This window comes from Stakelama portus, from assembly GCF_003171655.1.
Lineage (GTDB): Bacteria > Pseudomonadota > Alphaproteobacteria > Sphingomonadales > Sphingomonadaceae > Sphingomonas > Sphingomonas portus.
The window spans coordinates 150,384-175,216 of the sequence record NZ_QFZL01000007.1 but is presented as its reverse complement, the minus strand read 5'-3'; the positions used below and the strand labels follow the sequence as shown (position 1 = coordinate 175,216).

Annotated in this window: 23 protein-coding genes; 11 read left to right on the top strand and 12 right to left on the bottom strand. The window is 63.3% G+C overall.

Annotated features, from left to right (window positions below; all coding sequences use genetic code 11):
- Together DKB74_RS18790 and typA are read left to right on the top strand one after the other, a co-directional pair.
- On the top strand, window positions 1-1,387 hold a 1,387-nt coding region (locus DKB74_RS18790), incomplete at its 5' end, for a hypothetical protein (RefSeq protein WP_161956897.1).
- A gap of 113 nt (window positions 1,388-1,500) precedes the next feature.
- Window positions 1,501-3,333, top strand: a complete 1,833-nt coding sequence (typA, locus tag DKB74_RS16920; RefSeq protein WP_109809364.1) for a translational GTPase TypA — start codon at window positions 1,501-1,503, stop codon at window positions 3,331-3,333.
- Window positions 3,334-3,392: 59 nt separating this feature from the next.
- On the opposite strand, the gene DKB74_RS16915 is transcribed toward typA, so the two are convergent.
- The 4 genes from DKB74_RS16915 to DKB74_RS16900 all read right to left on the bottom strand — a co-directional run bounded on the left by DKB74_RS16915 (window position 3,393) and on the right by DKB74_RS16900 (window position 5,558).
- The gene (locus DKB74_RS16915; RefSeq protein ID WP_109809363.1) at window positions 3,393-3,602 is read right to left on the bottom strand and encodes a helix-turn-helix domain-containing protein; all 210 of its coding nucleotides are present in this window, start codon (window positions 3,600-3,602) and stop codon (window positions 3,393-3,395) included.
- Window positions 3,602-4,135 (bottom strand): DUF2975 domain-containing protein, encoded by a 534-nt coding sequence (locus DKB74_RS16910; RefSeq protein WP_161956896.1) that lies wholly within the window; start codon window positions 4,133-4,135, stop codon window positions 3,602-3,604. The genes DKB74_RS16915 and DKB74_RS16910 overlap by 1 nt, the downstream gene beginning before the upstream one ends.
- 174 nt (window positions 4,136-4,309) lie before the next feature.
- Window positions 4,310-5,053, bottom strand: coding sequence for a carbonic anhydrase (locus tag DKB74_RS16905; RefSeq protein WP_239987574.1), 744 nt, complete (start codon window positions 5,051-5,053; stop codon window positions 4,310-4,312).
- A 103-nt stretch (window positions 5,054-5,156) separates the two neighbouring features.
- Window positions 5,157-5,558: an EVE domain-containing protein gene (locus DKB74_RS16900; RefSeq protein ID WP_193504492.1), complete on the bottom strand. Its 402-nt coding sequence runs from the start codon at window positions 5,556-5,558 to the stop codon at window positions 5,157-5,159.
- A gap of 156 nt (window positions 5,559-5,714) precedes the next feature.
- On the opposite strand from DKB74_RS16900, the gene DKB74_RS16895 reads away from it, so the two are divergent.
- The 4 genes from DKB74_RS16895 (at window position 5,715) to DKB74_RS16875 (ending at window position 10,164) form a co-directional block, all read left to right on the top strand.
- A complete protein-coding gene (locus DKB74_RS16895) occupies window positions 5,715-6,098 on the top strand; it encodes a hypothetical protein (RefSeq protein ID WP_109809360.1) in 384 nt (127 codons plus the stop codon).
- 702 nt (window positions 6,099-6,800) lie between these two features.
- Window positions 6,801-9,242: a ribonuclease R family protein gene (locus tag DKB74_RS16885; RefSeq protein ID WP_109809383.1), complete on the top strand. Its 2,442-nt coding sequence runs from the start codon at window positions 6,801-6,803 to the stop codon at window positions 9,240-9,242.
- A 57-nt stretch (window positions 9,243-9,299) separates the two neighbouring features.
- Entirely contained in the window at window positions 9,300-9,824 is a 525-nt protein-coding gene (locus tag DKB74_RS16880; protein WP_109809358.1) for a zinc metalloprotease, read from the top strand.
- 13 nt (window positions 9,825-9,837) lie between these two features.
- The gene (locus DKB74_RS16875) at window positions 9,838-10,164 is read left to right on the top strand and encodes a hypothetical protein (RefSeq protein ID WP_109809357.1); all 327 of its coding nucleotides are present in this window, start codon (window positions 9,838-9,840) and stop codon (window positions 10,162-10,164) included.
- Window positions 10,165-10,248: 84 nt separating this feature from the next.
- On the opposite strand, the gene DKB74_RS16870 is transcribed toward DKB74_RS16875, so the two are convergent.
- The 4 genes from DKB74_RS16870 to DKB74_RS16855 form a co-directional block, all read right to left on the bottom strand.
- Window positions 10,249-10,875, bottom strand: a complete 627-nt coding sequence (locus DKB74_RS16870; RefSeq protein ID WP_145961037.1) for a hypothetical protein — start codon at window positions 10,873-10,875, stop codon at window positions 10,249-10,251.
- A 134-nt stretch (window positions 10,876-11,009) separates the two neighbouring features.
- Complete coding sequence (locus DKB74_RS16865) at window positions 11,010-12,185, bottom strand: saccharopine dehydrogenase family protein (protein WP_109809355.1); 1,176 nt, start codon at window positions 12,183-12,185, stop codon at window positions 11,010-11,012.
- A gap of 110 nt (window positions 12,186-12,295) precedes the next feature.
- Complete coding sequence (locus DKB74_RS16860) at window positions 12,296-12,739, bottom strand: MerC domain-containing protein (protein ID WP_161956895.1); 444 nt, start codon at window positions 12,737-12,739, stop codon at window positions 12,296-12,298.
- Between the two features lie 139 nt (window positions 12,740-12,878).
- A complete protein-coding gene (locus DKB74_RS16855) occupies window positions 12,879-13,049 on the bottom strand; it encodes an HP1242/YdcH family protein (protein ID WP_109809353.1) in 171 nt (56 codons plus the stop codon).
- A 130-nt stretch (window positions 13,050-13,179) separates the two neighbouring features.
- On the opposite strand from DKB74_RS16855, the gene DKB74_RS16850 reads away from it, so the two are divergent.
- Both DKB74_RS16850 and DKB74_RS16845 read left to right on the top strand, forming a co-directional pair.
- The gene (locus DKB74_RS16850) at window positions 13,180-14,103 is read left to right on the top strand and encodes a hydrogen peroxide-inducible genes activator (protein ID WP_109809352.1); all 924 of its coding nucleotides are present in this window, start codon (window positions 13,180-13,182) and stop codon (window positions 14,101-14,103) included.
- A 243-nt stretch (window positions 14,104-14,346) separates the two neighbouring features.
- Window positions 14,347-15,114 (top strand): SDR family NAD(P)-dependent oxidoreductase, encoded by a 768-nt coding sequence (locus tag DKB74_RS16845; protein ID WP_161956894.1) that lies wholly within the window; start codon window positions 14,347-14,349, stop codon window positions 15,112-15,114.
- Here the strand turns inward: DKB74_RS16845 and DKB74_RS16840 are convergent.
- From DKB74_RS16840 to DKB74_RS16830, 3 genes are read right to left on the bottom strand one after another with little or no spacing between them, the layout of a single operon-like run.
- Window positions 15,111-15,305, bottom strand: coding sequence for a hypothetical protein (locus DKB74_RS16840; protein WP_109809350.1), 195 nt, complete (start codon window positions 15,303-15,305; stop codon window positions 15,111-15,113). The genes DKB74_RS16845 and DKB74_RS16840 overlap by 4 nt on opposite strands.
- A 31-nt stretch (window positions 15,306-15,336) precedes the next feature.
- Window positions 15,337-16,620: a sigma-54-dependent transcriptional regulator gene (locus tag DKB74_RS16835; protein WP_109809349.1), complete on the bottom strand. Its 1,284-nt coding sequence runs from the start codon at window positions 16,618-16,620 to the stop codon at window positions 15,337-15,339.
- Window positions 16,617-18,308: a sensor histidine kinase gene (locus DKB74_RS16830; RefSeq protein WP_109809348.1), complete on the bottom strand. Its 1,692-nt coding sequence runs from the start codon at window positions 18,306-18,308 to the stop codon at window positions 16,617-16,619. Before DKB74_RS16830 ends, DKB74_RS16835 begins: the two co-directional genes overlap by 4 nt.
- Window positions 18,309-18,529: 221 nt before the next feature.
- Between DKB74_RS16830 and DKB74_RS16825 the strand changes: the two genes are divergently transcribed.
- The 3 genes from DKB74_RS16825 to DKB74_RS16815 all read left to right on the top strand — a co-directional run bounded on the left by DKB74_RS16825 (window position 18,530) and on the right by DKB74_RS16815 (window position 22,874).
- Window positions 18,530-19,870, top strand: coding sequence for a dicarboxylate/amino acid:cation symporter (locus DKB74_RS16825; RefSeq protein WP_109809347.1), 1,341 nt, complete (start codon window positions 18,530-18,532; stop codon window positions 19,868-19,870).
- A 69-nt stretch (window positions 19,871-19,939) separates the two neighbouring features.
- Complete coding sequence (locus DKB74_RS16820) at window positions 19,940-21,538, top strand: alginate export family protein (RefSeq protein ID WP_109809346.1); 1,599 nt, start codon at window positions 19,940-19,942, stop codon at window positions 21,536-21,538.
- A 40-nt stretch (window positions 21,539-21,578) separates the two neighbouring features.
- Window positions 21,579-22,874, top strand: coding sequence for an Nramp family divalent metal transporter (locus DKB74_RS16815; RefSeq protein ID WP_109809345.1), 1,296 nt, complete (start codon window positions 21,579-21,581; stop codon window positions 22,872-22,874).
- A 130-nt stretch (window positions 22,875-23,004) separates the two neighbouring features.
- On the opposite strand, the gene DKB74_RS16810 is transcribed toward DKB74_RS16815, so the two are convergent.
- Entirely contained in the window at window positions 23,005-24,813 is a 1,809-nt protein-coding gene (locus tag DKB74_RS16810; protein ID WP_109809344.1) for an ABC transporter transmembrane domain-containing protein, read from the bottom strand.
- Window positions 24,814-24,833: the final 20 nt, after the last annotated feature.

Below are 24,833 nucleotides of genomic sequence, written 5' to 3'. Positions count from 1 at the left end.
CGACGCCGCCGCCTTCGCCGCCGACGCCGCCGACGCCGCCGCCTTCGCCGCCGCCTTCGCCGCCGACTTCGCCGCCGACTTAGCCGCCGACGCCACCGCTGAACTTCTTTGGCGAGTGATTTCCGACGAAGCGGACTTGCTGGAGCGTGCGGCGGAACCGGACGCGCGGTCGCTTCTCAAAACCCCGCTCTGGATGGGCGTCGAAGTTCCCCTAAGATTCGTCGAAGCGCGGCGCCAGTTCGCCACGCGCCTGTTCGACAGTGACCCCAATGCACGGTTCTGGACCGGCTGGTATGACCGCCGTCTGGAAGCGTCGCCCAACAGCTTCGGCTTGCCGCTGGACGCAGACGACGCAATCCTGCTGCGCATCGCCACCGCCGACAAGGCGTTCTGGGATCGCGATCCGGGCGATGTGAATGCCGAAATTGCCAGGTGGGTTGTGGACGCCCAAGAGGACTCCTTCGGACCTGAACCGCAAAACCCGTTATCGCCCGTGTTTTCCATCAATTCCGATGGCCGTTTCGATCTCGATCTTTCCGCTGGCAACGACGAAATTTCCCGCGATCCGGAGGCGGCCGACAGGCATGCGGAGGTGCGAGAGGCGCTGACCCGGGCGATCAGCGCGTGTTCCGGAAATTCCGCCGCCCAGACGCGCGGTGCTCTGGAGCGATATGGCGACGCGCTTGGATCGAGCATCGACGAACTGCGTCCGGGGCAACTGATCGCGCGAGGCGATGCGCTGCGCCGCGAACTTGCAATTCGCGAAGCGTCCGACCCGGACAGTAACCTGCCCCCGATACAGGATACCGCGCTGCTGGCATTGGGGGACATTGTTGCAACCCACAATCTTCTGGTGGGGCTGGACCCGGCGCTATCGAAACGTGACGAGGCTCGCTTCGGGCCTGAAACTGTCGAGGCGCAGGTTTCGCCCGATCAGGCGATCGAAATTGTCGAGTGGTTCAAGCAGGCGGATGAACTTACCGAAAGCGCCGAGGACGCGGTACGAACGGCGGCCGACCTTGCGCCGAACCAGCCCGATCCCAATAATCGTCGATCCCGCCAGCTTACCGAGACCGTTCGAAACCTCGGACGCGCTTTTGTCGCGGCGCTCAACGTCATTCGGCGTTCTCCCGCTTCGTCTGGCATGGTCGCCACCATCGGTACTGCAACGATCAATGCTGGCACGGCGGCGGGAACTCTAGGGATCGTTGCAGCAACCACTGCGGGTGCTGCTACGGCAGTGGCCACCACGCTGGTATGCCACAGGCTCGGCCATATTGCTTTGAAGAATGAGGACTGGGTTCGTCGTTCGTTTGGCTGGAACGAAACGATGCGCCGCGCACTCGATCGCATCTTCGCCGACCTTCACAATGGGCCGTTCAAGTAGCAGCTCAGAAGAGCTGTACCAGACAGGCGGCAACATTCCCTGCTTCCCGCGCCGCAACATTTCCGCTATGGGCGCGCGCAATCCCGCATTGAAGCGGCAATCAGGAAATTCGCATGAACCTTCGCAACGTGGCGATCATCGCCCACGTCGATCACGGCAAGACCACGCTCGTCGACCAGCTCTTCCGCCAGTCCGGCACCTTTCGCGACAATCAGCGCATCGAAGAACGCGCGATGGATTCGAACGATCTGGAAAAGGAACGCGGGATCACGATTCTCGCCAAGCCGACGTCGATCGTGTGGAAATCCCCGGCAGGCGAAGAAACCCGGATCAACATCGTCGATACGCCCGGCCACGCCGATTTCGGCGGCGAAGTGGAACGTATCCTCAGCATGGTCGACGGCGTCATCCTGCTGGTCGACGCTGCCGAAGGCGCGATGCCGCAGACCAAGTTCGTGACCGGCAAGGCACTGGCGCTGGGCCTGCGCCCGATCGTCGTCGTCAACAAGATCGACCGTTCGGACGCGCGCGCTCAGGAAGTGCTCGACGAAGTGTTCGACCTGTTCGTGTCGCTCGACGCGAATGAAGACCAGCTCGATTTCCCTGTGCTCTTCGCTTCGGGACGCAACGGCTATGCCGGCGACAATCCCGATATCCGCGAGGGCACGCTGCAGCCGCTGTTCGAACAGATTGTCGGCCATGTTCCGCCGCCCAGCCTTGATCAGGAGGCACCGTTCACGTTCCTGGTGACGCTGCTCGATCGCGACAATTTCGTCGGTCGCATTCTCACCGGGCGCGTCCAGTCGGGCGTGGTCAAGGTGAACCAGCCGATCCACGCGCTCGACATGGACGGCAATGTCATCGAAACCGGCCGTGCGTCGAAGCTGATGAGCTTCCGCGGGCTCGAACGCGTTCCGGTTGACGAAGCGCGGGCCGGCGACATCATCTCGATGGCGGGCCTGGAAGTCGCGACTGTGGCGAACACGATTGCCGACACCACGGTCAGCGAACCAATCCAGGCGCAGCCGATCGATCCGCCGACGCTGTCGATGCGCTTTGCGGTGAATGACAGCCCGATGGCTGGCCGCGAAGGCAGCAAGGTGACCTCGCGCCTGATCCGCGACCGACTGTTCCGCGAAGCCGAATCGAATGTCGCGGTGAAGATCACCGAATCGGAAGACAAGGACAGTTTCGAAGTCGCCGGTCGCGGCGAGCTTCAGCTGGGCGTGCTGATCGAAACGATGCGGCGTGAAGGCTTTGAACTTGGCATCAGCCGTCCGCGGGTGCTGTTCCGCGACGGCGAAAATGGTCGTGAGGAACCGTATGAAACCGTCGTCATCGATGTCGACGACGAACATTCGGGCACGGTTGTCGAGAAGATGAACCTGCGCAAGGCGGAAATGACCGACATGCGCCCGTCGGGTGGTGGCAAGACGCGCATTACTTTCTCGGCGCCTTCGCGTGGCCTGATCGGCTATCACGGCGAATTCCTGTCGGACACGCGCGGCACCGGCATCATGAACCGCCTGTTCGAGAAATATGGCCCGTACAAGGGCCAGATCGAAGGCCGCAAGAACGGCGTGCTGATTTCGAACGGCACCGGCGAGGCGAATGCCTATTCGCTCAACAGCCTTGAAGAGCGCGGCATCCTGTTCGTCGGGCATGGCGAAGCGCTGTATGAAGGCATGATCATCGGCGAGAACGCCAAGACGGATGACCTTGAAGTCAATCCGATGAAGGCGAAGCAGCTGACCAATATCCGCTCGTCGGGCAAGGACGATGCGATCCGCCTGACACCGCCGAAGAAAATGACGCTCGAACAGGCGATCGCCTATATCGACGATGACGAACTGGTCGAAGTGACGCCCAAGACGATCCGTCTGCGCAAGCGCCACCTCGATCCGCACGAGCGCAAGCGCGCCAGCCGCGCCAAGAACGCGGCGTAATCTCGTTCGGACCTGCGGCATCGCTGCCGCAGGTTCGGGATTGCTGCGACGCGGGCGGTTCAGTCCTCGGCGCTATAGTCGAGGATATCGCCGGGCTTGCAGTCGAGTTCGCGGCAAATCGCCTCCAGCGTCGAAAAGCGGATCGCCTTCGCCTTTCCGGTCTTGAGGACCGAGAGATTGGCGAGCGTGATATCGACTCGCGCCGACAGCTCCGACAGCGTCAGCCTTCGTTCGTGCAGCATGTCGTCCAGCTTCACCCGGATCGGCATTATACGGTGCCTTCGAGATCTTCGCGCAGGGCGGTGCCATGGGCGAAGACGCGTGCCAGCACGAACAGCACCAGAACCAGCATCAATCCGCCCGCCGGATTGCCGATGTCGACGCTGACGCCAAACGCATAACGGGCTTCAAGCCAGCGGGCGAACATCTCCAGCGCGAAGCCGCCGATCACGATCGCCAACATGGTGCGCGCCATTGCATCGAGCCGCTTTGCATTTGCCGGGATGAACGGATCGCCCGCACCCACCGAATCCAGAATCGCGAGCAAGTGCCGGACGAACGTTACCGCGAGCAGCAGCAGCACCATGCCGCACGCCATGATCGCGGCGAACAGGGCAAAGGCGCTGGTCGACGCGATGTTGCGGGCGGGCCCGGCGATTTCGACCATGACGTCATGATCGATGCCGGCGGCGGCGGTGATCAGCGCCATTGCCAGTATCGCGATGCCGATGAGCAGCAGAAAGAGAAGCAGTAGCCCGCGCAGCATGCGCAGCGGCAAATCGGTTGCTTCCGGGGCGAGCATATTGATCTCCGATAAGATATTTATCGAAAAACGATATATACAACCTGCCTCACATCGGCAAGACATTTATTGATTATCGATAATCCGTCTGACTATCTTCGCTTGCCCGTTTTCCATTCCGGCCGAAATCCGCGCCGTTCGGGAGCGTGCCCGTCCGGCGCGGATCGTGCCGCGTCAGCCGCGGATCAGCAGGCGATTGTTGAGCGGCTGCACCGGGCGCGCATTGTCGCCCATCAGCGCGTGGAGCGCTTCGATCTGTTCGCGGCTCGCGGTCATCACCTGTTCGGCGACGTGCCAGTTCACGCCTTCGCTGCACGGCGGAGTCGTCAGCGATCCCATATAGCGCCACACTTTCAGATCGTGCGGCACGATATTGTCGGGATCGAACGCGATGTCGCCGAAATGGTGCGCGTCGTGCGAATCATGCGGCACATTGGCGATGATCTTGGCGAGTTCGGGGTTGGCGGCACCTTCTTCGAAGAAGATGCCGAGCACGGCGAGCTGGCCGCTGGTGTCGCGATGGACGAAATGCGCGACGAGCGGATAGCGTTTGCCCGACACGGCATGTTCGGCCGGCGTGTGGAAATGCATCTGCAGCAGGTCATAGCTGTCGCCGCTGCTCACCAGCCGCGAACCGCGCTGGAAATTCACCTGCACCGTATGGCCGTTATTGACCAGATTGAGCGGACCCGCGCGATAGCCCGCGACCACTTCGACATGCGCTTCGGCGCTGGGCGTGCCCAGATCGATCGGCGACTGCATCCGTCCGGCGCCGCATAGGGCGAATTCGGGCGCCAGTTCGGCCCAATGGTCCGGCCCGGCTTCGCCGGAATATTCCCAATGCACGCCCGCCATTCCGATCGCGCCCGTTGCGAGAAGGAGAGAGGCGGAAGCACCAACGACAAGAGCGAGTTTCATGGCGGTTTCTCCAAATAAAATTCAGGGCATTGGAGAAATTATAGAAAGCGCGCCCCAGGCAGCGGCCGATATTGGGCAAGAATTAACGCTGATTCCCCGACGATCAGATCCCCGACAATGCCAGGATCGCTTCCCATTCCGCCGGGCGGACGGGGCTGACCGACAAGCGGCTCTGGCGCAGCATTTCGAGCGCGGCGAGCGCGGGTGCGCCGCGAATTTCCGACAGCGTTACGGGTCGCGCGAGAGCGTCGAGCGGCTTTACCGCGACCGATACCCAACGCGGCTCGGGGCCGTCCTGCTGCGCCGTGCGGGTGATTTCCATCGTGCCGACAACGGCCTTCTGTTTGCCGGAATGATAGAAAAAGGCGCGGTCGCCGACCTGCATCGCCTTGAGATGCAGCGCAGCAGCGGCGTTGCGGACGCCATCCCATTCGGTGCCGCCGTCGCGGACAAGATCGTCCCAGCTATAGCTTTCCGGTTCGGATTTCATCAGCCAATATTGCACAATTATCTCCCCGGATTTCCGCTTAAACCTGCGATGAACGCGTCATTACCTGCCAGTTCAGGGCATTTATTATACTATTCAAACTCTTGGCGCTCCGTGCCGTGTTGCCATTGCACCGGCATGTTTGACTGCGCACCGAACCCAGGAGGACCGAATATGACCAATTTCATTACCAAGGCAGGCATCGCCACCGCTGTCGGTGCCGCCGCACTCGCCACTGCCGCGCCTGCCCAGGCGCAACACTATCGCCACTATGACCGGCATCACAATAATGATGCCGGAACTGCGATCGTCGCCGGGATTGCGGGCATCGTGATCGGTGCCGCGCTTGCCGACAACAATAATGATCGCCGTTATGACCGTCGCTACGATCGCCGCTATGATCGCGATCGCCGCTATTATCGCCGCCACGGCTATTATCCGGCCAACGGCCAATATGCGCGCCGCCATTATCGGCAGAATCGCTATCGCAACTGCACGATCCGCAATGTGTGGGATCGCTATGAACGCCGCACGGTGCGCGTCCGCTATTGCCGCTGAACCCGCTGGACCGGTCCCGTCGATGACGGGGCCGGTGTTGGTATGTGCGTGACGCAAGGCATGTCCTTTCACCGATGTGCCCTTTCCCAAAAACCACGTATTTCCGTGCAAAGTTCGCACCGGTTCGCGCCAATATGCGCGCGGATGCGCCCGCACGCGCGCCCGCGTGAGGCGCACAGTATAGCGGAACATGCGTGGAACGGGGCGTGTAGGACAGGGGTTTTTCCTGGCCCCGTGCTCGGGCTGCTATCGCTGTCTGAAGACGTAATTTCTTGCTGCAGTGATCCGCGCTGGGAGCATGTGCCCCGGCATGTCGCGCTGCACGGCGCAAACTCTGAAGTCCGCGAAAATCAGGCTATCGACCTGCGTATTGCCGGTTTGATCCCGCCATTGCGACCAGGCGCGCGCAAGCGGTTCGGGTAGATCGCCGGAATCCTCGCCTTGGTGGCTGGGTATTGAGATCATCCGCGTCGTGCCGACAACCCAGATGCGATAGGCTGAAGCCCCCATATACACGCCAAGGCGACCATGGACCCAACGACACTCTCCCGCGGCCGACGGGAGTTGCGTCAGAGGTCGATCCTGCAAAGCGATGAGCGACAAGGCCAATAAGGTGAGCATCAAGCCAGCTTAGGTGTCGGTCGCGCGTTGTCCACACGCTTTCCCCGTGACGCATTGCGCGCGCATCCCTACATCTGGCGGATGCCCAAAAATTCCGGCCTGCCGACGCGGCAGCAGATCATCGAGTTCGTCACCAACAGCGACACACCTGCGGGCAAGCGCGAGATTGCGCGCGAGTTCGGCCTGAAGGGGCAGGAGAAGATCGCGCTCAAGGCGCTGCTCAAGGACATGGCCGATGAGGGGCTGATCGACAGTGCGCCGGGCCGCGCGTTCCACAAGATGGGCGGGCTGCCCAAGGTCACGGTGCTGCGCATCGTCGATATCGATGGCGACGCGGTGTGGGCGCAGCCCGAGCGTTGGGAGGCCGAAGGCATTCCCGAGCCGCGCGTGCGGGTGCGCGAACGCGGCAAGCGTTCGGCGCTGGGCGTCGGCGATCGCATCCTGGCGCGGACCGAAGAGGCCGGAAAGGGCTGGATCGCGCATCCGATGAAGAAGCTCGCGCCCGGTGCGGCGCTGATGCTGGGCGTGCTGCATGAAGAGGGCGGCAAGCTGTGGCTGCAGGGCGTGGAGAAGAAGGAGCGGCGCGACTTTCCGGTGTCCGATGCGGGCGGGGCGGAAGTCGGCGATCTGGTGCTGGCCGAAAAGGCGGGACGTCCGCCGCGGATTACGGCGCGGGTTACCGAACGGCTGGGCGATCCGTTTCAGCCACGCAGCTTTTCGCTGATCGCGATTCACAAGCATGAAATCCCGCATGTCTTTTCCGACGAACTGATCGCCGAAGCCGAGCGGGTGGCGAAGCAGCCGCTGGGCAAAATCGTCCCGAGCGCAGTCGAGGAACGTGCCGCAAAGGATGCGCGTGGTGTCTCGACTGCGCTCGACACGAACGGTGGTGGGGAGGGCAGAAAGGCGAGCGCCGAAAAGGGCGCACGCGAGGATTTGCGCCATCTGCCGATCGTCGCGATCGATCCCGCCGATGCGCGCGATCATGACGATGCGATCTGGGCCGCGCGCGACGATGATCCGAAGAATGACGGCGGGTGGAAGGCGATCGTCGCGATTGCCGATGTCAGTTTCTATGTCCGACCCGGTTCGCTGCTCGACAAGGAAGCGAAGAAGCGCGGCAACAGCGTCTATTTCCCCGACCGGGTGGTGCCGATGCTGCCGGAGGTGCTGTCGGCGGATGTGTGTTCGCTGAAGCAAGGCGTCGATCGCGCGGCGATGGTGTGTCACCTTCAGGTCGACAAGGACGGCAATCTGAAGCGCTGGCGCTTTACCCGCGCAGTGATCCGGGTGGCGGGCAATATCGCCTATGAGGACGCGCAGGCGGCGATGGATGAATGGGAAAGCCGTTCGTCCCGAGCGCAGTCGAGGGACGCGCCGCAATCGGGACGCGAGCGTGTCTCGACTTCGCTCGACACGAACGGGGAGGGTTCGCCCGTGTCCGGCGAACTCGTCGAAACCGCTTTGGTGCCGCTGTGGGAATGCTGGCGGGCGCTCAACAAGGCGCGCGACCGGCGGGGGCCGCTCGACCTCGATTTGCCCGAGCGGCGGATCGTGCTCGACGAACAGGGGCGCATCCTGTCGGTTGCGCCGCGCGAGCGGCTCGATGCGCACAAGCTGGTCGAGGATTATATGATCGCCGCCAATGTCGCGGCGGCCAAGGCGCTGGAAGAGCGCAAGGCGCCAGTCATGTATCGCATCCATGAGCCGCCGGGGCGCGAGAAGCTGGTCGCGCTGAAGGACTATCTCAAGACCTTCGACATCGACTTTGCGCTGGGTCAGGTGATCCGTCCTTCGACCTTCAACCATATCCTCGACAAGGTGAAGGAGCATGACGGGCGCGAAGAGATCATGCAGCAGGTGCTGCGCACCCAGACCCAGGCCTATTATGGCCCGCAAAATAGCGGGCATTTCGGGCTGGCGCTGGGGAGCTATGCGCATTTCACCTCGCCCATTCGCCGTTATGCCGATCTGATCGTCCATCGATCGCTGACCGACGCCTATAATTTGGGTCCCGGCGGGCTGACCAGGGAAGAAGCAGCGGGGATGGAGCGGATCGGCGAGACGATCAGCCAGCATGAACGCCGCGCGATGGAGGCCGAGCGCGACACCGTCGACCGCTATGTCGCGGCGTATCTGTCGCAACATGTCGGCACGATCATGGAAACGCGGATCACCGGGGTGCAGAATTTCGGCTTTTTCGCAACGGTCGACGGGATTGGCGGCGACGGCCTGGTCCCCGCGCGCGATCTGGGCCGCGAATATTTCCGCTATGACGAAGCGGGCAAAAGGCTGGTCGGTGAGGATAGCGGCGAGGAATTCAAGCTGGGCCAGCGGCTGATGCTCAAGCTGGTCGAAGCAAATCCGGTGTCGGGCGCGCTGCGGTTCGAATTGCCCGACGGCAAGGGTTCGGCGGGTGGACCGGGGCGCGGTGGCGCGCGAGGCGGCAAGGGGGCCCCCAAACGCGTGATCAAGCGGCGTGGCCGTCCGGCGAATATCCGCCATCAGGGGCGTAAACGCTGATGGGGTGACAGCGGTGGCGAGCTGAGTTATCGTAATAATACACCAAGGGGGGTGTTGATGATTCAGTTCGGCCTTCGCTTCTTCCTCATTCTGGTCCTCACCTTTCTGCTGCACGAAGGCGCGCATGCGCTTTCCGGTCTGGCGCTGGGCTTTCCGGTCGAAATCGGACTCAACCATGTCCGTCCGGTCGGCGATGTGGCGCCCGACGCGGCGCAGGCGATGCTGATGTCGGCGGCGGGGCCGGTTGCAACAATTGCCATCGCGCTGGTGGCGTGGGCGACGATCGGGCGCAGCGTCACGGGGTTCCTGATCGTGCTCGCCGCATTTGTGTGCCGTGCGATGGCGATGGTCGTTTCGCTGTGGAATCCCAATGACGAGATGCGGATTTCGCAGGCGCTGGGTATCGGCGCGTGGACGCTGCCGATCGTGGTGACATTGCTGCTCGCTATGCTGGTGTGGGCGGCGGCGCGCGGCAAGCGATTGCGTGGCCGGCATTGGCTGGCGCTCTATATCAGCGGATCGATTGCGCTGGCGGCGGTGGTCGGCGCGGACATGATGCTGCCGCGGCTGATCGTGGGGTGAGGAAGCACGGACAATGGCGATGATCGGCGGATCGGTGGCCCCGATTGCAGCGGCGGCACGGGCGCGGGCGCGACGGCGGATCATTGCCTATTTCCTGGCGCAGCATGCGATCGGGCCGGAAGACGCCGTCGCCTTTTCCCCGCAACGCCCGATGGAGACGCGCGCGTTCATACGGCTGCGCGCGGTGCTGGTCGTGCGTGAGGGGCCGCCGGGACGCTATTGGGTCGATCTCGGCGCGCTCAATGCCGATGAGCGGCGGCGGCGCAACCGGATGACGGCGATTATGGTGCCGGTGCTGGTGGTCGCCGCGCTGGCGCTGATGCTGTTGTTCTATCGATAGCGACGCAGCCCGGTTACTGCCTGCGATTCGAAAAGGGCCTCTGCATGGCAAAGGCCCTTTCCCTTCTTCCCAACGATGTTCGGATTACTGGCTGTTGCCCGATCCCATGGGGAAATAGCCCTGCTCTTCCAAGCCTTTGCGGACATCGGCTTCGACCGTGAGGTTATATTCGTCGACCGTGCTGATGACCTTGCCGTCCTTGTCGAGCAACATCGCCGGCTCCCGCGATCCCACCGGTGCCAGCTTGATATAGACGGGGTTGGGATAGAGGTGGTTCGAAGCACCGTTGCTGCCGTCGATCACGCCGCCGATAATGCCGCCGGCCAGGACGTTCCCGAAAGTGCTGCCGCCGGTTCGGCTCTGCATGTAAACCGTTACCGGCTCATATCCCGCCAATGTCAGTGTGACGCTCGAATCGTGGCCGCGCTTCATGCTGAACTGGCACGGCGTCGTGCAGTGCATGCCGTTAATGAGCGCGGCATCGGCGCCGGGCGGTTCCGAACGGAAAGATACAGGCTGGCTGGTGCCGTTGAGAACCGTGGCGCAGCCGCCAAGATTCATAGACGCGCCGCCAAGCATGGCGACGCAGAGCAGTTTTTTCACATTTCCCCCCATCAAGATAGCGGGACCCCCGTCCCGCAACTTGTTTAGACCGCCATTTTTTCTTTGATGGAAGCGAAATTTTACCGCGTGAGAAATATCGCGCTGCACAATGACTGCCTAAACGACAAGAAGTTTGCCGTGTGCTGCAGTGAACACTTATAGCTAGTAAAAATCATCGGCCTTTTGGCGGGAAAAAGCCCCTGCCGCATCCACCGATGCTCCGGCCGTAACCCGGCACGCACTTATCCTTCGATCATGATCGTCACGCCGGCCTTTTCGGCGAGCCGTTTGGCGAGCTTTTCGGGCATCAGGCCGCCGGCGGTCCAGATTCCGGGCTTTGCCGCGCCGTCCTGAATCAGGCAGAGCGCGGATTCGGTGATCATCTTGCAGGTCGAACCATAGCCGGGATCGCGATCGCCCTTGACGACCGACTTGAGCGATGTGCCATCGGGCATTTCGGCGATGAACCAGCATTCGTAAAAGCCGGTTTCGCGTTCTTCGCGGCTGGGTCCTTCGCCGGGCTTGGGGCCGTCCTCGCCGCCGATCGGCGAGGCTTTGGCGATCGCCTCGGCCGCTGCCTTGGCCATGTCGCCGATGCCGGGGGCGATCATCATTTCGTCATAGACGAAATCGGCGCCATAGGGGTTGCCGGCGAGAAAGTTCGAACGATGGACGTTCTTGGTGTTGATCGTCGCCATCATGAACGGCGCGACCCAGCCGCCGACCGCATCGTCATAATGCGGCATCATGCCCTTGGGTTGTTCGGGGCCGGTAAAGCCGGGGGTAAGCGCGAAGGGGTCGATCATCAGCTTGAGGATCGACGGATCCCGGGCCGCCGCCGCCATGGTGGCGCGCGCGCTGGCGGCGGTGCCGCCGGAGAAAGTGCCCTTCATCGATTTGACGCGCCCCTTTACCCGCGGGGCGGGCTTGCCGAAGCGTTCGATGCACGCCTGTTCGACGGCCCAGACGCCAAGGTCGAAGGGGATCGAGTCGAATCCGCAGGAAAAGACGATGCATGCGCCGTTTTCGCGCGCTGTCGCTTCGTGCGCGTCGATCATGTGGCGCATCCAGGCGGGCTCGCCGCTCAGATCGACATAATGGGTTCCCGATGCGGCGCAGGCGGCGACGAGATCGCTGCCATAGAGCTGATAGGGGCCGACCGTGGTCAGCACCGCTTTGGTGCGGCGGGCCATGTCGCGCAGCGCCGCCGGATCGCTCGAATCGGCAGTGACCAGCGCGATGTCGGACGGTGCGCCTAGCTCGCCACGCACCTGTTCCAGCTTGGTCAGCGACCGGCCGGCCATCGCCCAGTTCAGGCTTCCGTCCGAATAGTTTTCGATCAGATATTCGGCGACGAGCTGGCCAGTGAAGCCCGTGGCGCCGTAAACGATCAGGTCGAATTCGCGCGCGTCGGCCATGATGTCCTCTCCTTGTTTGCCATACCGCTAGCTGGAAGGCGCAGCAGAGTCACTAGGTCACGAGCTGGTCAAGGGGGCGCCGAGGCCATACCAGAGGAAGGAAGTCGCGATCAGCCTTGCGGTTCGTCCGGCGCGGCATAGTCGCAGCGGGCAGGCGGTCCGGACTGGTGCCGCATCCGCCAGTTGGCGAGATGCGCCGTCGCGATGATCAGGCTGCCGGCGACGGTCAGCAATGTTTCCCAGCGGGTTTCGAGCAAGGGGAACGCCGCGATCGCCAGCAATGCGATCCCGATCAGACCGGTGACGACAGGCGCAAACCGGCGATGGCGCCGCAGGCCGGAAAACAATGCCAGCCCGGTCGCCGGAACGACAAAGGCGAGCAGCCAGCGATGGGTGGTATGCGGCAGATGCGCCGCATCGCCGAGCGCGGGGAGCAGCGCGATGGCGAGCGGCAGCACAAGGCAATGGATGAGGCAGAGCAGCGAACCGCCGAGCGCAATACGCTCGATCCAGTCCTGACGACGGAGCGATGGGGAAAACAGGGCGACCTCCAATGATATAATGTATCATAAGGTCGCCGGTCCGGCGCGTAAAGGGCCGTTTTCGCCCGACATGCCAAAGGGGCATATCAGGCATGGCGAGGAGAGGTGCGGCACGGCAAAGGGGGAGGGTGTCCGTACCGCACCTCGGGGGTCAGCCGGTTATGGCTACCCGGCGTCGCAATTGGGCGATTTCATCCTTTAGCCGCAGCCGAATGCGCTTGAGCGTCTTCATCTCTTCCTGGCGGCTCGCCGCGCGGCAATTGTCGATCAGACGATTGAGGCGGCGATGGCGCTGGTTCAGCTGTTCGAGGCGTTCCTGCATCCGCGGCTCCTTTTTTTACTGTCACATTGGTTGGGCGCGCTGGACATAATCTGGGGCAGATGGCGGCAAAGGGCCAATTGAAAGCAATGCCGTATTCCGATAGATTTTATCTATCGAAAGGGGCGCCGCCATGCCGACGTTGCGACAGCTGGAATATCTGGTGGCAGTGGCCGATATGAAGCATTTCGGCCGTGCCGCGCGCGCGGTGAATGTGTCGCAACCGACGCTGAGCCAGCAGATCCGCACGATGGAGGCGCGGCTTGGCGTCGTGCTGATCGAACGCGGCGACGGCCAGGTGCAGATGACGCCGCTGGGGCGGGAGATCGCCCAGCGCGCGCGCCAGATATTGATCGGAGTCGATGATTTGCGCGGCATGGCCCAGCGCAGCGTTTCCGCGCTGGCCGGTGCGATCCGTTTCGGGGTTACGCCAACGCTTGGCCCCTATCTGATGCCGGCGGTGGTCGCATCGTTGCACGCCGAACATCCCGATATGCGATTCTTCATGCGCGAAGGCATTCCCGACGAGCAGCTGGCCGACCTGCGTCGCGGTGCGCTCGACATGCTGCTCGCGCCATTGCCGGTCAGCGGGTCCGACCTGCATATCGAGCCGCTGTTCCGCGAGCCGCTGGGGCTGGTGGCGGCACCCGATAATCCGCTGTGTCGCAAGGCCGCGCTGCGCAAGGCCGATCTGGCCGGCGCAGGCGTGCTCAGCCTTGACCCGCGCCACCATTTCCACCGCCAGGCCGCGGAAATCTGCAGCGAGCTCAATGCCGAGCTGTTGCGCGATTATGAAGGGACCAGCCTCGACAGTTTGCGCCAGATGGCGGGATCGGGGATCGGCCTTGCGATCCTGCCCGAACTCTATCTCCGCTCGGAAGTGGGCGGCACCGACATGGTCCGGCGGCTCGACATTGCCGGATGGTCCGCGTCGCGATCGATCGCAGCCGTGTGGCGGCGCGGCGCGGCATGGAGCGAGAGCTATCGCATGATCGCCGCCGCGATCGGCGCGCAGGCGCATCGGATCATGGCGGCGCAGGGAAAGGCGATCGCCTAGACAGCGTGGTTTGGCCGGTGTCGCCCGTCTTCAAGAGACGCCCGGTTTCAAGAGACGCAGGCTTGCGCGCGGCGAAACGGGAATTGCGATGTCGCGCTCCGTGCGGACGTGCTTTGCGCAAGCCGCCGCATCCAACCCCATTTGGGGGTATCGTGCCCCAATGATTGCGACCTACCTGATAGGCACCGAAAATTATAACGCTTCAACACGGACAGGTGCAAAATGCCGGCACAGGATGAGGAAATGCAAACCCACGGCCCGCTATTCGACATGCGCGCACTCGGTTTCAAAGCCGATGAGGTCGTGACGGTAACCGGCGGTGGCAGCGGCATTGGCAAGGCCACTGTTCTGGCGGCAGCGCAGTCGGGACTCGCCGTGTCGATCTGGGATATCAATATGGCGGGTGCCGAGGAAACGGCGAAGGAAGTCGAGCAACTCGGCGGGAAGGCAATTGCACTTTCCGTTGACGTTACCGACCCGGACGCGATCGAGGCGGCGTGGAAATCAACGATTGCGTTCGGAACCTGTCGCTACCTCGTCAATAACGCAGGCCCGCCCAGCACTGCCGGTGGCCCATTCGTGAAGAATCTGGAAATCGCGCTTGGCAGCATGGAGCTCGTTACCATGCGCTGGCTTGAAACGCAGGCCGAGCAGGCAACGAGCATTGTCAATCTGGCCTCGATCGCCGGCAATTATATGGGCGGCGGCGGCGCGATTTCGTCCTTCTATCCGGCGGCCAAGGCCGGTGTGGTGGGCTATACCCGCTATCTTGCGACTCGGTTCGGCGGCAAACCCCGCGCGAATGCGGTTGCGCCCGGCATGACGCTTACGCCGCGGACAATCCCCTATTTCTCCATTCCAGCGATCGCCAAAGGTCTCGAGCGCATTCCAGCCGGGCGCGCCGGATATCCCGAGGAAATCGCAGCCGCGATCCTGTTCCTGCTGTCCCCGGCGTCTTCCTATATCAACGGCGCGCTGTTGCCCGTCGATGGAGGCTGGGCACTTTCCTAGGCGGTGGGTCGATACAGCGCGGCGAGCCGGGTGCAGGGGCCGCCGCGCTCGACCCGTTCGGCGTGCGTGCCGCTGGCGACGATCCGGCCCTGATCCATCGCGATGATCCGTCCGGCCGCGCCGGTCGCTTCGCCGGGCTGCAGGATATTACGCGGAAGACTTGCGCTCCGGCGCGGCTCAAAGCCACGCATTGTCGCCGCGCCGGCGCACAAACCGCGTTCTTCAATTTGCCTTGCGAAACTGTCCAGGTTCGATGCCCAATCGCCTTGCCTTGTAGTAGAATGTCTTGCGCGGAAGCCCGAGGCGTTCGATCGTCTCGACGATATTCCCGTCCGTCGCGGCGAGCGCCGCAACGATCTGCGCGCGTTCAAAGGCATCGACCCGCGAAGCGAGGCTGCCTTGTTCGGACGGCGATGCTGTCTCCGTTTCAAGGCCGAGCGTAAGCCTTTCCGCATAGGCCTCCAGCTCGCGAATATTACCGGGCCATCGGTGTGTCATTGCCCGATCCAGAATCGCATGATCGGGCCGGAAGACATCGCGTCCGTGCGACCGGGCGCTGTTTTCGAGGAAATGGGTCAGCAGCAGCGGTATGTCCTCGCGCCGCTCGCGAAGGGGCGGAAGCGTCACTTTCATGCCCGAGATGCGATGGATCAGCGCGGGGTCGAGCTGGGATAGATCATCATCGCCGGTCACAGTCGCCACGATCCGGCACGTGATCGGCCTGGCCTGGCCACGGTCGAGATTGCCGATCAGCCGCCGTTCGGCGAACTCCGCGAGCCGCGATTGCAGCAACGGGCTTGCGCGGTGCAGATTGTCGATCAGCAAGGTGCCGCCCTCCGCACCCGCGACCGGACCGGTGGGCGCGAACAATGCGTCGAGCACCATCGTGTCGGTGATCGCCGCGCAGGGGATCACCACGAATTTTCGCGCAGACTTCGCGCTATGGTGCAGGGTTCGAGCGGCAAGGTCCTTGCCGGTCCCGCTCTCGCCTTCGATCAGCAGGTCGAGCGGCGTCCTGGCAAGCGCGGCGAGCATATTGCGAAGCTGCTCGATCGCGGGTGTTCGTCCGATGATCGGCGAGGCCAGTGCCGCTTCGGCCGCCTTGGCCCGCAACGTCCGGTTCTCAATCGTCAGGCGGCGTTTGTCGGCAGCCCTGTCGACCGCCCGCGTCAGTTCGTCGGGATCGAACGGCTTGGTGAGAAAATCCCATGCGCCCGACTTCAAAGCGGCAACGGCCATCGCGACGTCGCCATGGCCGGTCAGCAGGATCACCGGCAGGTCGGGATCCACTTTCGCAACCTCGCCAAGCAATTCGATGCCGTCCATCGTCGGCATGCGGACATCGGTGATAACCGGGCCCGCGAAATCGCGTTCCAGCTTTTGCAGCGCCTCGCGGCCATTGCGTGCCTGCCGCACGTCATAGCCGGAAAGCGTGAGCATCTGCGCGAGCGAGGCGCGCAGATCATCGTCATCGTCGACAAGCAGAACCGGCGTCGCGTCCGTCATGTGCTGCTCCCGCCGGCCTTGAGCATGAGTTCGAATGCGGCACCACCGCTGTTCGCAACATGGTGGGTCAGATCACCCCCCATGTCGCGGGCGATGTCGCGGGCGATAACCAGGCCCAGTCCAAGGCCGCCTTCGCGTTCGGAGGCGAACGGCGTGAACAGTTTTTCGGCCATGCTGCGCGAAAGGCCGGGGCCATTGTCGGCAATCGTCAGCAAGACGCTGTCATCAGTGCGGGCGAAGGAGATGGCTATTCTCGGTCTATCGGTATCCGCGAGCGCCTCAACGGCGTTTTGCAACAGATTGACGAGGATTTGTTCGAGCCGAACCCGCCCCGCGCGCACCAGCACCCCCCTGATATCGGGCGATATGTCCAGCGCGATCGGCCGCAGTTTTTGCTTCAGGATCAGCTGCGCGCCCGAAATGGCGTCGTCCAGCGGGACATCGGTCAATTGGCCGGTCCGTTTCCGGGAGAAATTGCGCAACTCGACGGTGATCCGGCCGATCCGATCGGCAAGACGCGCGATCGCGGCGAAATTCTCCTTCGCCCCGTCCACATCGCCGCGTTCGGACAATGTCATGCCGCTGGACGCATAGGTCCGGATGGCGGCGACAGGCTGTGCGGTTTCATGCGCCAGCCCAGCGGTCACCTGGCCGAGCGTTGCCAGACGGTTGGCCTGACGCAGCCCTTCGCGCAGTTCGGCGGCGCGTTCCTCGGACGCGCTGCGCTCTTCCATCTCGCGCAGAAGTTCGCTCGTGCGTTCTTCCACGACGGCTTCCAGTTCCGCAGTACGCGCAATCCGGAAGCGTTCCTTCTCCAGACGCCGCCGGCGGCGCGCGACGACGATCCAGCCTAGCGCCAGAAAGGAAAGTGCCGCCAGCGCGCCGGCCGAACGCGCAATCGGCACCACCGCGCCGAGCGCGTTTGCCCGAGGCTCGGAATGGACCAATCGCCAATTTTCGATATCCGTGGGGACCGTCGCTGCGATCTGTTGTTCGGGCAGCAGAGAGGCGAGCAGGACGGCATCGTTCGTGCCTTCATCATCGCGAAAACGCAGGCGCGGATCGCTGGTGACGAGCACCGTACCTTCCGGATCTTCGACCAGAGTGACTCCGCCACCGCGTGCCCATTCCGTTTCGATATTCGCGAACTCGAGCTTCACGACGACAACGCCGCCCGACGGGGTCCGTTGCGACAGGAACATTCCCGGCCGTCCGCTGACATTCCCTACCGCGTAATCCAGACCCGATCCCGTGCCCTTCGCTTCGCGATAATAAGCGCGGAACGCATAATTTTTGCCGACGAAACTCATCGGCGTTCCGGCATTGCTGGCGCTGATCGTCAGGCCATCGGGATCCAGCAGATAGATGGCGCCCGCGCCGGTGTCGTGGGCAAGGCGGGCGAATTTCGCGTCGAGCGCGCGCCGGGCGGACGCTCCCATGCGCAGTGCCTGGTGCACATCGGTATCGTTGGCGAGCAGGAAGGGGAGCAGACGGAAACGCGCGACTTCGCTGTCCAGCAGGGCGGCACGCAACCGTGCTTCGGTCCCGATGCGCGCGCGCGCGGTGTCTTCGGCGATCCCGCTGGCCAATGCGCCGGCCAGCCACCCGGCCAGAATGACGAACAGCAGCAGCACCGCCGCCAGGGCGCTTCGCCGGAACAGGGTTTTCGATTCGGGACGGACCGGCATGGGCATATTCTTGCACCCGAAAGCCTGAACGTGTCCAATAAATGACACACAGGCTTCTGTGCTTGGCGCTTATACTATTGTAAAAATTATAAAAACTAGCCGCGCATTTTTTCTGTGACGTTCTGCGGTCGCGTGCAATTTCTTGAAGGATAACCGGCCGCGACATCATTGGGCGGCTTTCTGAGACCCGGCGTACCGGGCGAGGTTGAGAGGGGAACAAAATGCGACACGTCCAACATGTTGCCGAGCCTGCCACGCCGCCCAACGCGAAAAAATGGTGGCAGATGCTGTATGTGCAGGTGCTGGCCGCCATCATCGCGGGGGTGCTGCTCGGGCATTTCCTGCCGGAGACGGGCGAGGCGATGAAGCCGCTCGGCGATGGCTTCATCAAGCTGGTCAAGATGATCATCGCCCCGGTCATCTTCCTCACGATCGTGACCGGGATCGCCGGGATGCGCGATCTGTCCAAGATCGGCCGTGTGGCGGGCAAGGCGTTCGCCTATTTCTTCTTCTTCTCCACCATCGCGCTCGTCATCGGCATGATCGTTGCCAATGTGGTTCAGCCCGGTGCCGGGCTCAACATCGACCCGGCCACGCTCGATAGTGCCGCGATCAGCGATTATGCCGCCAAGGCCGAAGAAAGCTCGATCACTGCGTTCCTGCTCGGGATCATCCCCGCCACCATGTTCTCGGCGCTCACCGCCGGTTCGATCCTGCAGGTGCTGTTCGTATCGATCCTGTTCGGCATAAGCCTTGCGCTGGTCGGATCGGCGGGAGACCGGATACTCTCCGCTCTGGAAGACATTTCGACGATCGTTTTCAAATTCGTCGCGGTCATCATGCGCGCGGCCCCCATCGGTGCCTTTGGTGCCATGGCCTTCACGATCGGGGCCTATGGGGTGGGTACGCTCGCCAATCTCGCGGGCCTTGTCGCGACATTCTATTTGACGGCCCTGATCTTCGTCATCGGGGTCCTCGGGCTGGTCGCGAGGATGGCCGGTTTCTCCATCTTCAAGCTGATTTCCTATCTGAAGGCGGAATTGCTGCTGGTTCTCGGCACGTCGAGCTCCGAAAGCGCGCTTCCTTCATTGATCGAGAAGATGGAACGGGCGGGCTGTCCCAAATCGGTCGTCGGCCTGGTCGTGCCGACCGGCTATTCGTTCAACCTCGACGGCACCAATATCTACATGACGCTGGCTGCCCTGTTCATCGCGCAGGCGACCGGTATCCATCTGTCGCTGGGCGACCAGATCGCGTTGCTTTCGGTCGCGATGATCTCGTCAAAGGGCGCGGCGGGCGTCACCGGCGCGGGGTTCATCACCCTGGCCGCAACGCTCGCCATCGTGCCGAGCGTACCGGTTGCCGGCATGGCGCTGATCCTCGGGATCGACCGCTTCATGTCCGAATGCCGCAGCCTGACCAACTTCATCGGCAATGCCGTGGCGACCGTCGTGGTGAGCCGCTGGGAAGGCAGTTTCGATCGCGAACAATTCGAGGCCGCCACCGCCGGCGAACTGCCGCGGATCGACCAGATGCCGGAGCTTGCCGAGCCGGCCGAATAGGCGGCGCGTCGCCCGGTCAGCCGCGCCGAACGTCCCGCCAGGGACCTTCACGAATACAGGGGTAATGCCATGAAACGAGCCGCCATATTGGCGATCGCCGGATGCTGCTGCGCGTCCTCCGCCCTCGCCGCGACCCCCCAGGCATTCGGGATCCAGGGTCAGACATTTGCCGCCTCCGATAGCGCGAAACCGTCCGATCCGCCGGCCGCAGCGCAGCAGCCGGGCACCGTCCAGAACGAGGCAACAAAGGCGCCGGTTTCGCCCGAAGCGACGGGGGGCACCCCGGCGGCGGCGACAGGCGATCGCTATCCGGTCGAAGCACTCGGCGAACCGCGAGTCACCGGCAAATATGCCGCATCGCGCTTTGGCGAGGATTGGCGGTCGATGGCCCAGGCCGATCATCGCGACGACTTTCTCGACCGGCTGAAATATCTGCCGATCAATGCCGATGGCGATATCTATCTGACTCTGTCCGGAGAGGCGCGGTTTCGCTCCGATCTGCTCACCAATACCCGTCAGGTCGCGTTGCCGACCGAACGCCGCGACCGGTTGCGGCTGTTCGGGGGTGCGGACCTGCATATCGGGCCCCATGTCCGCTTCTATGGCGAGCTTGCCCATGGCGGGCTGTCCGGCATCAACCTGACGACGCGGAAGACCAATTTCGACAATGCACTGGTCGTCCAGCAGGCCTTTGTCGAAGTGTCCGGTCCGGTCGGCGGCATCGAACTGGGTGCGCGCTATGGACGGCAGGAATTCACCGACGGTTCGTCGCTGATGATCGGCACGCGCGACCTTAATTCGATCCGCTTCACGGTGAACGGCATCCGCGCCTGGGCGAACGGATCGAAAGTCCGCGCCGGCATCTTCGACTTCGAATTCACCGATCTCGGGAGCAAGGGGCTGGGCGATGATCCGAGCGACGATGGCACGCGCTTCAGCGGCGTCAATCTGGGCTTCGTCGTGCCGGAGCGTGCGTTCGGCGGGTCGCGGCTGTTCTTCGACCCTTTCCTCTGGCGGCTGCGGCAGGATGATTTCCGCTGGGGGCCGAGCGTCGCGCGCGAAGAACGAATCTATTATGGCGGGCGGCTATGGGGCTCGATCGGCCGCCTGACGGTGGATTGGAACGTAAATCATCAGTCGGGTTCCTATGGCGAGCGCGACATTTCGGCCTGGTCGCTGTTCCTTGCGCAACGCTATCGACTGGGCGAAGCGCGCACGGCGCCTTCGGTCGGCGTGCGGTTCGACTATGGCAGCGGCGGCGGCGGAATGGGCGGCACAGGAACGCTCCGCACGGCCGAAACACCCTATGGCAACAATAGCTCCTTCAGTTACCAGATCGCCCTTACGCCGACGAACCTGCTCGCCGTGACGCCGGGATTCAGCTTTCAGCCGTTCGACAGGTTCAAAGTGGATCTGGAATATCAGTTCAGTTTCCGACCGGTCGAAAATGATGCGGTCTATGCGCCGATAAACCGGCCCTATGCCGGGACCGAGGCAGTCGCCGGTCACAGGGTTGCGGACATGCCGCGCCTGCAAACCCGCTGGACGATTACACCGCGCGTGTTGCTGGGTACCCGCACCGAATATCTGATCGCGCGCGAGGTGTTCGACCGGGCCGGATATGTCGACAGTTTCTTTACAACCGTCTGGCTGAGCTTCCGCTTCTAAGCCGACGCATGCAGCGAGCGAAAATGGGGTGCGCGAGATCATGAGCAACACCGGCAAAATCATCCAGCACGACGATGCGGCCGATCCGAACGGCCCCGATGCCGGGCAGGCGCCGCCGACGCGCGGCAAGATGTGGCGCCACCTTGGCCCCGGTATCGTTGTCGCGGCAACGGGGGTTGGTGCGGGCGACCTTGTCGCCACGCTGATCGCGGGGTCGCGCTTTGGCTATGCGCTGCTGTGGGCGGCGGTTGTCGGATGCATCGTAAAGATCGCGCTGTCGGAAGGTTCGGCCCGCTATCACCTTGCCACAGGTTCGACGATTCTTGCCGGCTGGCGCTCGCTGGGCCGATGGACCAGCTGGTATTTCGGCATCTATGTGATCATCTGGGGCTTCATCTATGGGGCTACTGCGATGAGCGCGACTGCGCTGCCGCTGACCGCATTGTTCCCCGGCCTGTCGCTGCGCGTCTGGGCGATCATCGCGGGCCTGTTCGGCTTCATATTCGTCTGGTTCAACAAGTACGAAACCTTCGAGACGGTGATGAAGCTGCTCGTCGGGACGATGTTCGTCATCATGGTCGGGCTGGCGATCCTCGTCGCGCCGAGCCTGCCCGATCTCGCCTACGGCATGACCTTTACCCTGCCCGAACATTCGCTCTTCTACACGCTGGGACTGATCGGCGGGGTCGGCGGCACGATCACCACTGCGGCTTATGGCTATTGGACACAGGCGAAGGGCTGGCGCGGCACGCCGTGGCTGCCGATGATGCGCGTCGACAATTCGGTCGCCTACATCGTGACGGGTATTTTCGTCATCGCCATGCTGATCGTGGGTGCCGAGCTGCTGCACTCCGCCGGTATCGCACTGCAGGACAGCGACCAGGGGCTGCTCGGCCTTTCGGGCGTGCTCGAGGCGCGGTTCGGTGCGGCGATCGCCACCTTGTTCCTGATCGGCTTTGCCGCCACCTCCGTTTCCTCGCTGCTGGGCGTGTGGCAGGGAATGAGCCTGTTCTTCTCTGATTGGTGGTACCAGCTCAAAGGGCGTGAAGAGGGCGGGCACGAAGGCAGCAACGCCTATCGCTTCTATCTTGCCTGGCTGACCTTTCCCCCGATGGTGTTGCTGTTTGCGGATCGCCCCTTCCTGCTGGTCATCATTTACGGGGCGTTCGGCGCACTCTTCATGCCGTTCCTCGCCATCACCTTGCTGCTGCTGAACAATTCGGAGCGCCTGCCGGCGCATGCGCGCAACGGCGTGATCGCGAATGTGACGCTGGCAGGTTCGGCAATCCTGTTCATCGTGCTCGCGGTCCAACAGGTCGCGAAACTGGTGGGGTAAATGCCGGGCGCGCAGAGGGCAGGCGCTTTCCACGGACCTGGAATGCGCGTCCGAACCCGTGGGGGCGGAAGCGGGAGCGGCGCGCATCGACGCCAATCACAAAAGGAAGGAGGCTGCTGCCCGGGGCGCCTTAGGCGGCGTCGTTGAATTGCAGCGCGGCGAGACGGGCGTAGAGGCCGCCGCGTTCGACCAGTTCGGCGTGCGTGCCGCTGTCGACGATCCGGCCCTGATCCATCACGATGATCCGTCCGGCCGCGCGCACCGTGGCGAGGCGATGGGCGATGACCAGCGTCGTGCGATTTTCCATCAGCCGTTCGAGCGCGTCCTGCACCAGCCGTTCGCCTTCGGCATCGAGCGCGCTGGTCGCTTCGTCGAGCAGCAGGATCGGCGAGTCGCGCAGCAGCGCGCGGGCGATCGCGATCCGCTGACGCTGGCCGCCCGACAGCCGCGCGCCGCCTTCGCCCAGAAACGTGTCGAGCCCGTCGGGAAGTGCGCGGAGGAAATCGGCGGCATTGGCGGCCTGTGCCGCCTGCCACAGCGCATCATCGCCGGCGTCCCATTTGCCGTAGCGCAGATTGTCGCGCGCCGACGCGGCGAAGATCACGGTTTCCTGTGGCACCATCGCGATGCGGCCGCGCAGATCGGCAAGATCGGCGTGCGCGATCGGGACGCCGTCGACGCGCACTTCGCCCGATTCGGGATCGTAGAAACGCTGCAGCAGCGCGAATAACGTCGATTTGCCCGCGCCCGAGGGGCCGACCACCGCGACGGTTTCGCCCGGTGCGACCGACAGGTTGAAATCGGTAAGCGCCGCGACATCCTGACGCGTCGGATAGCGGAACGTGACATGCGCGAAATCGATCGCGCCCTGCGGCGGTTGCGGCAGCGCGACCGGGTTGGCCGGCGGCGCGATATCGGGCTCGACCGCGATCAGTTCGCCGAGCCGCGCGGCGGCGCCCGCGGCGCGCAGCACATCGCCATAGACTTCGGTAAGCGCGCCGAACGACCCGGTGACAAGCCCGGCGGTGATGACGAACGCCGTGATCGCGCCGCTGGAAATGCGTCCGCTCGCAACGCCCGAAACCGCGTCCCACATGATCAGCGAAATCCCGCCGAACAGCAGGAAGATGACGAGCGCGGTCATGATCGAGCGAATCAGCGCGCGGCGCCGGGCCGTCGCGAACCCGCGATCGACGGCGCCTTCGAACCGTGTGGCTTCGCGTCTTTCCTGACCGAATGCCTGAACGATTCGCATCGCGCCCAGCGTTTCGGCGGCCATCGCACCGATATCGGCGATCCGGTCCTGACTCGACCGGGAGAGTTTGCGCACCCGGCTGCCCAGCACCACCATCGGCAGGATGACGAGCGGAATGCCGATCAGCAGATAGGATGCGATCGCCGGTGCCAGCGCGAACAGATAGATGATCCCGCCGACCCCGATCAGCAGGTTGCGCAGCGCCGCCGATACCGTCGACCCGACAATCTGTTCGACGATCGCAGTATCCGATGTGAGGCGCGAAGCGATTTCGGAGGGGCGGTTTTCCTCAAACCATTGCGGCGGCAGGTGCAGGAGATTGCGATGCACCGCGGCGCGAATATCCGCGACGCTGCGTTCGGCGACCCAGGTGACGCTGTAGAAACGCACTGCCGTGGCGATGGCGAGCACCAGCACGACGAGCAGCAATTCTTCGAAATAGCGCCCGATGCTGTCCGGATCGGCGCCCGCGGCAAAGCCGTGATCGACCACCAGCTGAAAAGTGCGCGGAATCCACAAAGTCGCGCCGGCCGAAACCAGCAGGGCGGTCATCGCGACGAGCAATTGAAGCGGATAGCGCCGGGTAAAGCCCCACACCACGCGCAAATTGCCGAGGCGGCGGCGTTCCTTTGCGGGCGCCGGTGGGACAGTCAGGTCGGTCGGGGGGCTGGCGGCTTCGGTCATCTGTTCGCTGCCCTAGCGCG

Excerpts from the sequence above, each read along its gene's own strand:
- DKB74_RS16815 (WP_109809345.1), top strand. The coding sequence starts at position 21,579 with ATGAGCAACACCGGCAAAATCATCCAGCACGACGATGCGGCCGATCCG.
- DKB74_RS16820 (WP_109809346.1), top strand. The coding sequence starts at position 19,940 with ATGAAACGAGCCGCCATATTGGCGATCGCCGGATGCTGCTGCGCGTCC.
- DKB74_RS16835 (WP_109809349.1), bottom strand. The coding sequence starts at position 16,620 with ATGACGGACGCGACGCCGGTTCTGCTTGTCGACGATGACGATGATCTG.
- DKB74_RS16880 (WP_109809358.1), top strand. The coding sequence starts at position 9,300 with ATGATTCAGTTCGGCCTTCGCTTCTTCCTCATTCTGGTCCTCACCTTT.
- typA (WP_109809364.1), top strand. The coding sequence starts at position 1,501 with ATGAACCTTCGCAACGTGGCGATCATCGCCCACGTCGATCACGGCAAG.
- DKB74_RS16825 (WP_109809347.1), top strand. The coding sequence starts at position 18,530 with ATGCGACACGTCCAACATGTTGCCGAGCCTGCCACGCCGCCCAACGCG.
- DKB74_RS16905 (WP_239987574.1), bottom strand. The coding sequence starts at position 5,053 with ATGAAACTCGCTCTTGTCGTTGGTGCTTCCGCCTCTCTCCTTCTCGCA.
- DKB74_RS16830 (WP_109809348.1), bottom strand. The coding sequence starts at position 18,308 with ATGCCGGTCCGTCCCGAATCGAAAACCCTGTTCCGGCGAAGCGCCCTG.
- DKB74_RS16855 (WP_109809353.1), bottom strand. The coding sequence starts at position 13,049 with ATGCAGGAACGCCTCGAACAGCTGAACCAGCGCCATCGCCGCCTCAAT.
- DKB74_RS16865 (WP_109809355.1), bottom strand. The coding sequence starts at position 12,185 with ATGGCCGACGCGCGCGAATTCGACCTGATCGTTTACGGCGCCACGGGC.
- DKB74_RS16875 (WP_109809357.1), top strand. The coding sequence starts at position 9,838 with ATGGCGATGATCGGCGGATCGGTGGCCCCGATTGCAGCGGCGGCACGG.
- DKB74_RS16915 (WP_109809363.1), bottom strand. The coding sequence starts at position 3,602 with ATGCCGATCCGGGTGAAGCTGGACGACATGCTGCACGAACGAAGGCTG.
- DKB74_RS16845 (WP_161956894.1), top strand. The coding sequence starts at position 14,347 with ATGCAAACCCACGGCCCGCTATTCGACATGCGCGCACTCGGTTTCAAA.
- DKB74_RS16885 (WP_109809383.1), top strand. The coding sequence starts at position 6,801 with ATGCCCAAAAATTCCGGCCTGCCGACGCGGCAGCAGATCATCGAGTTC.
- DKB74_RS16895 (WP_109809360.1), top strand. The coding sequence starts at position 5,715 with ATGACCAATTTCATTACCAAGGCAGGCATCGCCACCGCTGTCGGTGCC.
- DKB74_RS16850 (WP_109809352.1), top strand. The coding sequence starts at position 13,180 with ATGCCGACGTTGCGACAGCTGGAATATCTGGTGGCAGTGGCCGATATG.
- DKB74_RS16910 (WP_161956896.1), bottom strand. The coding sequence starts at position 4,135 with ATGCTCGCCCCGGAAGCAACCGATTTGCCGCTGCGCATGCTGCGCGGG.
- DKB74_RS16810 (WP_109809344.1), bottom strand. The coding sequence starts at position 24,813 with ATGACCGAAGCCGCCAGCCCCCCGACCGACCTGACTGTCCCACCGGCG.
- DKB74_RS16840 (WP_109809350.1), bottom strand. The coding sequence starts at position 15,305 with ATGCGTGGCTTTGAGCCGCGCCGGAGCGCAAGTCTTCCGCGTAATATC.